This window comes from Glaciecola sp. HA4-3, from assembly GCF_055693685.1.
The window spans coordinates 1,228,271-1,241,022 of sequence record NZ_CM146340.1 but is presented as its reverse complement, the minus strand read 5'-3'; the positions used below and the strand labels follow the sequence as shown (position 1 = coordinate 1,241,022).

Annotated in this window: 11 protein-coding genes, 1 tRNA gene and 1 pseudogene; 8 read left to right on the top strand and 5 right to left on the bottom strand. The window is 40.2% G+C overall.

Annotated elements, in window-relative coordinates; genetic code table 11:
* The first annotated feature begins 86 nt into the window (after positions 1-86).
* Positions 87-2,319: pseudogene (locus tag ACZ1G6_RS05960) on the top strand (NADP-dependent isocitrate dehydrogenase).
* A 58-nt stretch (positions 2,320-2,377) separates the two neighbouring features.
* Here the strand turns inward: ACZ1G6_RS05960 and kdsA are convergent.
* The 5 genes from kdsA to hemA all read right to left on the bottom strand — a co-directional run bounded on the left by kdsA (position 2,378) and on the right by hemA (position 7,101).
* Positions 2,378-3,223, bottom strand: coding sequence for a 3-deoxy-8-phosphooctulonate synthase (kdsA, locus tag ACZ1G6_RS05955; RefSeq protein ID WP_472618471.1), 846 nt, complete (start codon positions 3,221-3,223; stop codon positions 2,378-2,380).
* A 29-nt stretch (positions 3,224-3,252) separates the two neighbouring features.
* Positions 3,253-3,696, bottom strand: a complete 444-nt coding sequence (locus ACZ1G6_RS05950) for a SirB2 family protein (protein ID WP_472618470.1) — start codon at positions 3,694-3,696, stop codon at positions 3,253-3,255.
* Between the two features lie 92 nt (positions 3,697-3,788).
* The gene (gene prmC, locus ACZ1G6_RS05945) at positions 3,789-4,712 is read right to left on the bottom strand and encodes a peptide chain release factor N(5)-glutamine methyltransferase (RefSeq protein WP_472618469.1); all 924 of its coding nucleotides are present in this window, start codon (positions 4,710-4,712) and stop codon (positions 3,789-3,791) included.
* A 1-nt stretch (position 4,713) separates the two neighbouring features.
* Positions 4,714-5,799: a peptide chain release factor 1 gene (gene prfA / locus ACZ1G6_RS05940; protein WP_472618468.1), complete on the bottom strand. Its 1,086-nt coding sequence runs from the start codon at positions 5,797-5,799 to the stop codon at positions 4,714-4,716.
* A gap of 30 nt (positions 5,800-5,829) precedes the next feature.
* Complete coding sequence (hemA, locus tag ACZ1G6_RS05935) at positions 5,830-7,101, bottom strand: glutamyl-tRNA reductase (RefSeq protein WP_472618934.1); 1,272 nt, start codon at positions 7,099-7,101, stop codon at positions 5,830-5,832.
* A 228-nt stretch (positions 7,102-7,329) separates the two neighbouring features.
* Between hemA and lolB the strand changes: the two genes are divergently transcribed.
* The 7 genes from lolB to ACZ1G6_RS05900 all read left to right on the top strand — a co-directional run bounded on the left by lolB (position 7,330) and on the right by ACZ1G6_RS05900 (position 12,748).
* Complete coding sequence (lolB, locus tag ACZ1G6_RS05930) at positions 7,330-7,944, top strand: lipoprotein insertase outer membrane protein LolB (protein WP_472618467.1); 615 nt, start codon at positions 7,330-7,332, stop codon at positions 7,942-7,944.
* On the top strand, positions 7,935-8,786 hold the full coding sequence (ispE, locus tag ACZ1G6_RS05925; protein WP_472618466.1) for a 4-(cytidine 5'-diphospho)-2-C-methyl-D-erythritol kinase: 852 nt from the start codon (positions 7,935-7,937) through the stop codon (positions 8,784-8,786). The genes lolB and ispE overlap by 10 nt, the downstream gene beginning before the upstream one ends.
* 39 nt (positions 8,787-8,825) lie before the next feature.
* A tRNA-Gln gene (locus ACZ1G6_RS05920) sits at positions 8,826-8,901 on the top strand.
* A gap of 32 nt (positions 8,902-8,933) precedes the next feature.
* Positions 8,934-9,881 carry a ribose-phosphate pyrophosphokinase gene (locus ACZ1G6_RS05915; protein WP_472618465.1) on the top strand — a complete coding sequence of 316 codons (948 nt, stop codon included), beginning with the start codon at positions 8,934-8,936 and terminating at the stop codon, positions 9,879-9,881.
* 26 nt (positions 9,882-9,907) lie between these two features.
* Positions 9,908-10,351 carry a lactoylglutathione lyase gene (gene gloA, locus ACZ1G6_RS05910; protein WP_472618464.1) on the top strand — a complete coding sequence of 148 codons (444 nt, stop codon included), beginning with the start codon at positions 9,908-9,910 and terminating at the stop codon, positions 10,349-10,351.
* Position 10,352: 1 nt separating this feature from the next.
* Positions 10,353-10,808: a hypothetical protein gene (locus ACZ1G6_RS05905; RefSeq protein ID WP_472618463.1), complete on the top strand. Its 456-nt coding sequence runs from the start codon at positions 10,353-10,355 to the stop codon at positions 10,806-10,808.
* Positions 10,809-10,912: 104 nt separating this feature from the next.
* Positions 10,913-12,748, top strand: coding sequence for a vWA domain-containing protein (locus ACZ1G6_RS05900; protein WP_472618462.1), 1,836 nt, complete (start codon positions 10,913-10,915; stop codon positions 12,746-12,748).
* The last annotated feature ends 4 nt before the right edge of the window (positions 12,749-12,752 follow it).

Sequence of the window (12,752 nt, the reverse complement as noted above, 5' to 3'; positions counted from 1 at the left end):
TTAGTCTTGCATCTATATAAAAATCTATGATTTTCAAGTAAACTCTTGCCCCAAATTATCCTCTGATAACTGTTTTTAGGAAAAGTATGACTACTGATAGCGCTAAAATAATATATACAATTACTGACGAAGCCCCTGCTCTTGCAACACAATCATTGTTGCCAATTATTGAAGCGTTTACAGCTTCTTCAGGCATCGCAGTTGAAACACGAGATATCTCTTTAGCTGGACGCATAATAGCCAATTTCCCAGAATATTTAACTGAACAGCAGCGCATTGGCGATGCATTAAGTGAGTTAGGAGAGCTTGCAAAAACTCCTGAAGCAAACATCATCAAACTGCCTAATATCAGTGCGTCTATACCTCAACTACAAGCTGCCATAAAAGAATTACAAGCTAAAGGTTACGATTTACCAGACTACCCTGAGCAAGCGAACAACGATACCGATAAAGATATTCAAAGCCGTTATGCAAAAGTATTAGGCTCTGCGGTAAACCCAGTACTGCGTGAGGGTAACTCTGATAGAAGAGCACCTTGGTTCAGTGAAGCAATACGCAAAAAACAATCCACACTCAATGGGCGCATGGTCTTCGGATTCTAAATCACATGTGGCCAATATGGAAACGGGTGACTTTTACGGTTCAGAGCAGTCAACTACTGTTGGCAAAGCACAAGATGTGAAAATCGAATTTATTGATAAGGCTTCAGGTCAGGTATCTGTCTTAAAAGAAAAAGTGAGTCTATTAGACCAAGAAATTATCGATGCGTCAGTGATGAGTAAAAAAGCGCTTGTCGCATTTTTTGACAAAGAAATAAATTCAGCAAAACAGCAAGATGTTTTGTTATCGCTTCACATGAAAGCGACAATGATGAAAGTATCTGATCCAGTAATTTTTGGTCATGCTGTTGAGGTGTTTTTTAAAGACGTTTTTGTCAAACATGCTTCGACCTTCAGCCAGCTAGGCGTTGATGTAAAAAATGGTTTAGGCGATGTGTATGCCAAAATTACAAACTTGCCTGCGGATTTACGAGCAGAAATAGAAGCAGACATACAGGCGGTATACGAAACTCGACCTGATATGGCTATGGTTGATTCGGATAAGGGCATTACAAACTTGCATGTTCCAAGTGATGTCATTATCGACGCGTCTATGCCAGCCGCGATTCGTGCCTCAGGGCAAATGTGGGGGCCAGATGGTAAGCAAAAAGACACAAAGTTCATGATTCCAGATCGTAACTATGCGGGTGTCTTTGATACTGTTATTGAGTTTTGTAAAGTTAATGGGGCATTTGACCCAACCACAATGGGAACCGTTCCTAACGTAGGCCTAATGGCACAAAAAGCAGAAGAATACGGTTCACATGATAAAACATTTATCTTGGCATCTGCTGGTACTGTAAAGGTATCAAATAGCGATGGTGATGCTTTACTGTCTCATGAAGTGGAAGAAGGCGATATTTGGAGAATGTGCCAAGCCAAAGATGCACCCATTCAAGATTGGGTAAAACTTGCAGTAACACGTGCTCGTGCAACAAACAGCCCTGCAGTATTTTGGCTTGATGAAGACAGAGCTCACGATGCGCAAATGATCAAAAAAGTAAACGCATATTTGCCTGATCATGACACAGACGGTCTAGACATTAAAATAATGAGTCCTGTTAAAGCAACGGCATACACTCTTGAGCGATGCAAGAATGGACAAGATACTATCTCTGTCACCGGCAACGTCTTGCGTGATTATTTGACTGATTTGTTCCCTATTTTAGAACTTGGTACCAGTGCCAAAATGTTGTCAATTGTTCCATTAATGAACGGCGGTGGTTTATTTGAAACTGGGGCTGGTGGCTCTGCGCCGAAACACGTTCAACAATTTGAGAAAGAAAACCATTTAAGATGGGATTCTTTAGGGGAGTTTCTTGCACTAGCGGCTTCTTTGGAACACCTTAGCACCAGAACTAGTAATCCAAAAGCACAAGTACTTGCTGATACATTGGATAAAGCCACTGCAAAATTCCTTCAAGAGAATAAATCTCCATCTAGACGCGTTAATGAGCTTGATAATCGTGGTTCACACTTCTACTTGGCCATGTATTGGGCACAAGCGCTTAGCGAACAATCGGATGATAAAGCCCTTAGTGAGCAATTTGATTCAGTTGCTCAAAAAATGTCACAACATGAAAACACTATCGTACATGAGTTAAACTCAGCGCAAGGTGTTGCTATGGACATAAATGGGTATTATTTTGCGGATTTCGCTCTTGCGGCCAAAGCAATGAGACCAAGTAGTACGCTTAACGAAATTCTAGAGAATGTGTAACTAACAACACCTTACAAAAAAGCCAGTCAATTGACTGGCTTTTTGATGGATGCATTATTTATTCTATATCTAAGGGCTCAAATGCTTTTACGAGATCATCCACCTGCTTCATTTGATGTAAATACGGCTCAAGCTTGTCTAATGGCAATGCACAAGGACCGTCACACTTCGCTTCATCTGGATTCGGGTGAGATTCAATAAAAAGGCCGGCCAAGCCAAGCGCCATTCCACTTCTTGCTAAGGTCGCCGCTTGTGCCCTTCTGCCATCAGCCGAATCACTTCTTCCTCCTGGTTTTTGCAAAGCATGAGTTGCATCGAAAATAACGGGCGCCATCGGTTTCATTAGGTCCATCCCTAACATATCCACTACTAAGTTGTTATAGCCATAACAACTGCCTCTTTCACACAGCATTATTTTATTGTTACCTGCTTCATCAAACTTCTTAATTATGTGTGCCATTTCGTGTGGCGCAAGAAACTGCGGTTTCTTGACATTGATAACTGCATTGGTCTGTGCCATTGCAACGACTAAATCGGTTTGCCTCGCTAAAAAAGCAGGTAATTGAATGACATCTACGACTTCAGCTACACTAGCAGCCTGAGCAGGCTCGTGAACATCTGTTATAATGGGCACTTCAAATTCACGTTTTATTTTTTCAAATATAGCTAAGCCTTCTTCTAAACCGGGGCCTCTGTACGAGTGAACAGAAGAACGATTAGCCTTATCAAACGATGCTTTGAATACATATGGTATGCCTAGCTTGTTTGTGACTTCTTTGTATTTTTCAGCGATATGCATAGCAAGTGATTCTGATTCAAGCACATTCATACCACCAAATAGTACAAACGGTGAGTCGTTTGAGACCTTTATATTATGTATATTTACATGAGAAATATTAGGCATTACTTATCTTCCTTTACGTTACTAGCTATTTATACCCATGCAGATAGCGTGTTTTCTAATACCACTATCGCTGCATTTGGGTCTTGTGCTATGCCTTTGATTTTTAACTTATCAGAAAACCCTAAGCGCGCTGTCACTAATAGCCAAAATATCACACTTATTGCTCCTACAATGCGCCACATGTTGGACTTGGCCCATTTTAACGCAAACGCAATAGACAATACGTAAAACACAAAACCAGCTAGCTTTGATAGTGCCCAACCATTTACAGTCGGATCAAGCCTAATAGGACTTTGATACGCTAAGTAGATAAAGGTTAATACAAAAAATGTATATAAAATATGAGGACCTATTTTTAATAATTTATTATTCACGGCGTCAGACTGCTTCAATGTCAGTGCAAAATTGACAACGAAGAATAAAAATGTCAGCACTATAATGCTTAAGTGAGCATGTTTAACAATGGTATACATAATACTTTCCTTTGATTGTTATTCTTATCAAGCCGCTTATTGCAGCAAAGCGTTCTATAAGTGTAAATACATATTGGCTAAACACAATGAGTTTACCCCAATTTCGCAATGGTCACTCTATCGAGCTTGTTAAGATCGGTGATTCGCTGTATCTCAATGTAACCTGCTTTTTCAAAAAGTAATTTGACCTTTTCATGTTGACTCGCACCATGTTCAATCGCAACAAAACCACCTTCTTTTAAATACTGCTTTGCATTGATGATAATAAACGCAATATCATCAAAACCTTCACCCTGAGCAACTAGTGCTGTGTGCGGTTCAAACCTGAGATCACCTTTTTCTAAATAGGGACTGCTAGGCTCAACATATGGCGGATTAGATACAATTAAATCAAAGCGCCTTGACGTACCTTTAATATAAGTAAACCAATCGCTTTGCACAAACTCAACTGTTAGTTGATTGTTTATCGCATTTCGTCGCGCCAAATCTACAGCTTGTGGCACTTTTTCAAGACCAAGCACTTGCCAACTTGGTCTTTCGTATTTAAGCGCCAAAGCAATTGCTCCTGTGCCTGTCCCTAAATCTAAGGCACTTGCATTGTTAGCTACAGGTAAATCAAGTGAGGCCTCCACTAGGGTTTCTGTGTCTTGTCTGGGTATCAACGTACAAGGCGCAACCTCCAAATCTAAGGTCCAAAAACCTTGCTTACCCAAAATAAATGCAATGGGTTCACCTACTAAACGTCGGTTTAAAAGCTCGTTAAACCTATCAAACTCTTCTTTTTTGACTAGCTTGTGTTCGTGCGTGATCAACCAAGCGGTATTGCTATCAAAAGCGTGTGTTAGCAATAATTTTGCTTCATAGCTTGATTCTGCTTGAAGCTGATTTTCGGATACGTCTGCACTATCTGCCAAGCTTGGATTATCGATGGTTTCAAGCTTTGAGGTCAATAAAGCCTCAATCGATAATTTAAGTAGTGACTTAAGCGTTAGATCTACTTGATACGTTAATCTCAAGTTAGTCACTGGCTAAGGCGGCAAGCAAGTCTGCTTGATGTTCTTGCCTAATAGGATCCAATAACGCCCCTAAATCACCAGCAATAACATCATCTAACTTATAAAGTGTTAAGTTAATTCTATGATCAGATACTCTACCTTGCGGAAAGTTGTACGTACGAATTCGTTCGGACCTATCGCCGCTGCCTACCAAAGACTTACGTGTACTAGCTTCTTCTTCCGCTCGTTTATCGATCTCAATTTGATTAAGTCTCGATTGTAAAACTGACATGGCTTTTGCTCTGTTTTTATGTTGCGAACGCTCGTCTTGACACTCTACTACGACGCCCGTCGGTATGTGCGTCAACCGAATAGCACTATCGGTTTTGTTAACATGTTGTCCACCAGCGCCAGATGCCCTAAACGTATCAACACGAAGGTCTGCAGGGTTAATATCTACTGCTTCTGACTCTGGTACTAAAGGTAAAACTGCTACGGTGCAAGCCGAGGTATGCACACGACCTTGCGACTCTGTTTCTGGAACACGTTGCACGCGATGACCACCTGACTCAAATTTCAATACACCATAAGGTGCATCTCCACTTATTTGAGCGATAATTTCCTTATAGCCACCATGCTCACCTTCATTTGCACTCATTATTTCTAATCGCCAACCTTTGCTTTCCACGTAACGGCTATACATTCTAAACATGTCGCCAGCAAATATTGCCGCTTCATCTCCACCTGCTCCGGCCCGAATTTCAATAAAACAATCATTATCGTCGTTTGGGTCTTTAGGCAGTAATAAAACCTGCAGACGTGTTTCAAGGACCTCGATGCGTTTTTTAGCATCTTTTAACTCTTCTTGAGCCATTTCTTTCATTTCAGCATCATCTTCTTGAATCATTTCTAATGCTGAATCGATATCTTGTTGGGCACTTTTAAAATCGCCAAACTCTTTTACGACTTCTTCGAGTTGAGAATACTCTTTTGATAAAGCTTTAAACCGTTCTTGATCACTAATGACATCTGGCTCGCCGAGCAATGCTTGTACTTCTTCAAAACGCTCTACAAGCGTTTCAAGTTTTTGTATGACTGAATCTTTCATGTCATTCCTTTATTCAACACCAAATTCTGGCTAGTTATTGTCTTTATCAGTATCTGAAAAAATATTTTCAAACACTTGTAATGCAGGCAGTTCAGGCTGTGAAATCGCTTGTTGTATTGCCCTTGTCGGTCCGTGCATCATGGCTTGTGATAGCTTATAGCTTAATTCTTTTATTATATCTTCAGGAGCTTCACCTTGATTCAATCTAGCTAAGGCCTTGGCGGAAAGTTGCTGTGCTGTTAACGCCGACTCATCTCGGTAGCGCTTGATCAAATCGATTTTTTTGTTAGACCGCTCCCATTGAAGCAATTGCACTAATTCGGCATTAATAATCGACAAAGCCTCCTGTGCGGCTTGCTCTCGATTAGAGACATTTTGTTTTACGATATGTTGCAAGTCATCAACGGTATATAGATATACGTCATCAATTTCACCCACTTGATCTTCAATATCACGCGGCACGGCTAAATCAATCATTAACATAGGCTTATATTTACGCGTTTTTAACACCGCATCAACTGTTCCTTTTCCTAAAATGGGCAATGCACTTGCTGTTGAGCTGATGACAATATCAGCTTGAGTGAGTTGTGAAGGTATCTCACTGATAGTAATCGCTTGAGTCTCTCCAGGAAGACTCTTTGCCAGCTTTTCTGCGTTTGCTAACGTTCGGTTGGCCACCGTCATTTGCTTAACCTGAGCATCACTAAGATGTTTGGCTACCAATTCGATAGTTTCGCCTGCACCAATCAATAGCACGTTGCTTTTGTGTAAAGTCGAAAAAATTTGTTTGGCAAGTTGTACTGCCGCATATGCTACCGAAACCGCATTTGCGCCAATTTCAGTTTGTGTTCGCACTTTCTTTGCCACAGCAAATGTCGACTGAAATAGCTTTTCAAAATATCCAGTGACCGTTCCAATATGTTTTGCTTCAGAAAATGCTTGCTTCACTTGCCCAAATATTTGTGGTTCACCTAGAATTAAGGAGTTTAAGCCGCAAGCAACTTGCATAAGGTGATCAATCGCTTGTTTTCCAGTAAAGGTATAAAAATGTGAATCAAGCTCTGCAGGCTCAATTGAATGAAAATCAGCTAACCACTTACACAAAGATTCAGGGCTAATTTGCTCGCTGTTTGCAAAAAGCTCAGTTCGATTGCATGTTGACAAGATTACCAGCTCACCTTCTTGCTGTTGCTTGGCATATAACTTTAATGCGGCCGCTAGTGAGCTAGGAGTAAATGCCACCTTTTCACGTATTGCGATAGGCGCAGAATCATGATTTATGCCAATGGCAATAAAACTCATTTTAAGAGACATCAACTTGCGGAAATTAAACAATGGCGCATTGTAGTCAAAAGTCCCCTAGATTTAAAGAAATTCACAATATCAATAGCAAAAAAGGCCTTGATCTTGTATGTTATCCGCCACAAGCACGTAAATTTCATCAATAAAATTACACACCTTATGTTTGAGCGATTTCAAGTAACAGCTAAAGTCTGGTTAACAGGCACATCAATGCATCAGGTGTCGCGTGTGAAATATACCTTAATTTGTTTGTTTTCCATAGTGTTTATGGGCGCTTGCACTGGTTTAAAAACAAGCGATACCACGGCTGAGCTCATTAGCAATAATGTTCAAACGTTAACGACCTATAAAGCCAAAGGTCGCATTGCTTGGATCACCGAGCAAGACCGAAAAAGCGCATATATGAATTGGTCACAAGACAACGAGAATTTTTCGTTTATATTAACCAACTTATTAGGCGTCACCTTAGCAAGGCTTGACTTTTTAGATGCAAATGCCACCTTAACTGCAGATGACAAAATCTATACATCCCCAGATCCAAGTTTTTTAATTTGGCAAGTAACCGGTTGGGATATTCCGGTTCTATCTCTTCAAGCTTGGTTGAAAGGCGAGCTTAATTACAGCAACGAAGATATTGAGTTTAAACGTATTGAGTTTTACGAAAATGGTTTGGTTAAATCCTTTAGACCCAATTGTGATAACTGCGCGCAATGGCAAATCAACTACCAAGCATACTCAAACGTGGTCATTAATGATGTCGCATATCAATTACCGATAAAAATCGAGCTACGACATCAAGTAAATAACGCTGTAATTAAGGTAAGCATCAACAAATGGAACTGACAAAAACGCCAATACAATGGTGGCCAAGTCCCGCTAAAATAAACCTTTTTCTACACATTTGCGGTCAATATCCAAATGGATATCACCAGTTGCAAACGCTGTTTCAACTGCTAGATTTTGGTGATGAAGTTGGCACACAATTAACTAGCAATGGCGAAATCGTATTGGCTTGCCCGATAAAAGATGTCGAACAAAAAGATAACCTACTTTTCAAAGCAGCAAAAGTTTTACTCCCCTATCGCAAAGATAACACTCTAGGCGTCGTTTTATCGCTAAAGAAGCGAATACCAATGGGCGGCGGTTTAGGCGGAGGTTCGTCAAACGCGGCGACCGTCTTGCTCGTTCTAAATACCTTATGGGAATGTGGTTTGTCTAACACACAGCTCAAAGCCCTTGGTTTGCAATTAGGGGCCGATGTTCCTATTTTTATTCATGGTCACAGTGCGTTTGCATCAGGTATTGGCCAAGATTTGTACGATACCAAGATTGCGAGTAAGTATTATTTGGTAGCAACACCTCAGGTGCATGTTTCTACTGCGAGTGTTTTTTCACATCCTGACTTACCTAGACAGACCCCAAAAATCGATTTCAATGACTATAATTTTGAACAAACTAGAAATGATTGTGAGAAATTAGTAGGGGATCTGCATCCTAAGGTTGCAAAATTATTACAGTGGTTGGTACACTACGCTCCGTCGAGGATGACTGGAACCGGTGCCAGCGTTTTTTCTGTTTTTGACCATCTTGATGATGCTCAAGGCGTCTTAAATGCTCTTCCCAAAGATATCTTTGGGTTTATTGCAAAAGGAATAAACACTTCGCCGCTAAAGAAACACCTGTGAAAGTGCTGATGAATGTATTAGCGCGCCAGAATGTACAATTGGGGTATAGCCAAGTTGGTAAGGCAGCGGGTTTTGATCCCGCCATCCGTAGGTTCGAGTCCTGCTACCCCAGCCAAACACACTTAACTTCGCACCGAGGAATCACTTGTGCCTGATATGAAGCTTTTTGCAGGAAATGCCGTTCCTGAACTCGCCCAGAAAGTCGCTGAACGTTTGTATACTAAATTAGGTCACATGTCATGTGGTCGATTTAGTGATGGAGAAATTAGTGTCGAAATCCACGAAAATGTTCGCGGTTCCGATGTTTTTATTATTCAATCTACTTGCGCACCTACTAATGACAATCTTATGGAATTGATCGTAATGATTGATGCCTTTAGAAGAGCATCAGCGGGAAGGATTACCGCCGTTATTCCTTATTTTGGATATGCTAGGCAAGATAGACGAGTGCGATCAGCACGAGTGCCTATTACAGCCAAGGTTGTTGCTGACTTTCTGTCAAATGTTGGCGTTGATAGAGTCCTAACTATTGATTTGCATGCTGAACAAATTCAAGGCTTCTTTGATGTGCCAGTTGATAATGCTTTTGGTACACCTATTCTTTTAGACGATATGTTCCAGCGAGATTTTGACTCGCCTGTCGTGGTTTCACCAGATATTGGCGGTGTAGTGCGTGCCCGCGCAACGGCTAAATTATTAAATGACACTGATTTGGCCATTATTGATAAACGTCGACCAAAAGCAAATGTTGCCCAAGTCATGAATATTATTGGTGATGTTAATAATCGTGATTGTATTATTGTAGATGACATGATTGATACAGGCGGAACATTAGCAAAAGCAGCCGAAGCATTAAAAGAACATGGTGCAAAACGCGTTTTTGCATATGCTACCCATGCAGTCTTTTCAGGAAATGCGGCTAAGAACCTTAAAAACTCTGTCATCGATGAAATTATCATTACCGACAGTATTCCATTGCCCGAAGACATCAAAAAGCTGAATATGGTCAAACAACTAACATTATCTGAAATGTTGGCTGAAACAATTAGACGAATCAGCAATGAAGAATCTATTTCAGCGATGTTTGAATATTAAACACACTTTATAAGCCGGAGTAAATTTTGCAGTATCTACATACTATGCTACGAATCAAGAATATTGACGAGAGTCTAGCTTTCTACTGTGATTTACTCGGGCTTAAACAAGTGAGCAGAGTTGACCATGAACAAGGCCAATTTAGCCTTTTGTTTTTATGTGCACCTGAAGACGAGGCCTTAGCTAAAGAGCGCAAGGCACCTATGATTGAGCTAACCTATAATTGGGGAGAAGAACAAAATTATAGTTCTGGCACTGCTTTTGGGCATTTAGCGTTTCGGGTTGATAATATTTATGAGCTTTGTGAAAAATTACAAAACGCAGGCCTTACGATTAACCGACCTCCTCGCGATGGTCATATGGCCTTTGTTAAATCTCCAGATGGAGTATCGATTGAGTTGCTTCAAAAAGGTGAATCTTTAGCGGCCCAAGAACCATGGGCATCAATGGAAAATACAGGGAGTTGGTAGTATGAGCAGGCAATTAGCTATATGCATGATAAGCGCTGTGGGATTTGTCTTACTAAGTGCTTGTAATGAAAATAGTGAGCACAAAGGCGAAGATAAACAAGTAATTGAAAATAGTAGTGAAGTATCTAAGCCTCAGTCTTTAAATGAGTTAAATGCAGCACAACTCGCCCCGCAGGAAGAACCGATGGAGCAAACACAATCCACGCCCAAAGTAATAACTGGAACGATGACGTACATTGAGCTTGAAGGTGGCTTTTTTGCATTTATTGATGAAAAAGGTAATAAATATACCTTGATGGACCTTGATGAATCGCACAAAAAAGAAGGCTTAATATTGACATTAACCGTTATACCACGTCCTGATGTCATGAGCTTTATGCAGTATGGAGAAATTGTGCAAGTCATAGAGACCGTCGTTGTAGCGCAAAACCCCAAATCTGACGATAACGATTTATAAATTTAGTAAAAATAAAAACCCCTTTTTTATTCTTGGAACGTTTGTGATAAATAAGCGCTTGATTAATGCGCTTCGAACAGTCTAAACCACCTAAGGATGAAATGATGATTAAACTACTTCAAGCCAGTAGCAAACAATCTAAAGTGAATCAACATCGTGACTCGCGAACACCACAACACCTATTTCGATTAAGCATCTGTGTAATTGCAGTAATGGCTGCTATTGCTTGTTCACATACCAAGCACAAGGATGTTGTCAATCAATCAGAGGCTGAAAATCCCCAAGCAGTTGTTGTAACAGGCAGTAGAATAAGTGAGAGCGAAAGCCTTGTTTTGCAAGATACTTATGCAACAAATCGCGAACGGAAAGCCGAAATGTATGCCCCTAGCGCTGAGAAGCTAAGTGTTAGCATAAACCAATCATACCGACACTTTGAATCATCTTATGAGCCTAATATCAGCACAGAGCACTACCAATCGCCAATAGAAAATGCAGTGCAACTTGTTGCCAACAGTCCGGTTTCTACATTTTCTATTGACGTTGATACAGGCAGTTATACCAATGTAAGACGAATGTTGAATCAGGGTTATTTGCCGCCTAAAGAAGCGGTTAGAACCGAAGAGTTTATTAATTATTTTACCTATCAGTATCCCAATACTGCTGATGCCAATACGCCATTTAGTGTCACAACAAAGATATCAACATCACCAAATAATAGTCACAGACATATTTTAAAAATCGGCATTAAGGGCTTTAATGATATAAACAAACAAACTTTAGACAACAACCTTGTTTTTTTACTTGATGTATCTGGCTCTATGAACCAACCCAATAAGTTAGGCTTACTTAAAAAATCATTGAATATGCTAAGTCAATCATTAGACGAAAATGATACAGTTTCAATTGTCGTATACGCCGGTGCGTCGGGTGTCGTTTTAGAGCCCACTGCTGGCAATAACTCTGCCAAAATAAGTGCTGCACTCAATGCTCTTGAAGCAGGCGGCTCAACAAATGGCGCATCGGGTATCGAATTAGCATATTCACTTGCTGAGCAGTCGTTTAAAGAAAATGGCAACAATAGAGTGATTTTAGCGACAGATGGCGACTTTAATGTGGGTTTAGTAGATCATGATAGTCTGATTGATATGATAAGCCTTAAACGTACAAAAGGTATCGCGCTTAGCACCTTAGGTTTCGGGCAAGGTAACTATAACGATCATTTAATGGAACAGTTAGCTGATGCAGGAAATGGAAATTACGCCTACATCGACACGATTAATGAAGCGAGAAAAGTACTTGTTGATGAAGTCCAAGCTTTAATGCAAATAATTGCAAAGGATGTCAAAATACAAGTGGAATTCAACCCTGCAGTGGTGGCTGAATACCGCTTGATTGGCTATGAAAATAGAGTATTGGCAAACGAGGATTTTAATAATGATAAAGTTGATGCAGGTGATATTGGTGCAGGCCATCGTGTAACAGCAATGTATGAATTAACGTTTGTTGACGCAAAGGATAAATTTGTTGATGAGCTTCGATATCAACAAACAAGTCGTGCAAACACCTCAAATATTGCCGCAAATGATGAAATTGCCTTTGTAAAGTTAAGATATAAACATCCAAAACAAGACATTAGTAAGTTAATTGAACATGCAGTTAAGATCAGTGATGTTGCTGAATTTAGTGAGCAAAGCGACGATTTCAGATTTGCAATTGCCACCGCTAATTTTGCCCAACTACTAAAACGTAGTAAATTTACTGAGGAATTGGACTTTGACTGGGTTATCGATACCGCGATTGAAGCAAAAGGCAATGACCTATTTGGATATAGAAACGAATTTATTCAATTGGTTAGAAACGCAAAAGCATTAGAACAAGTATCGATAAATACTGACAATACACTCACCACAGAGAGGTTGATAGACATTGCAAAGCGATGAGAGC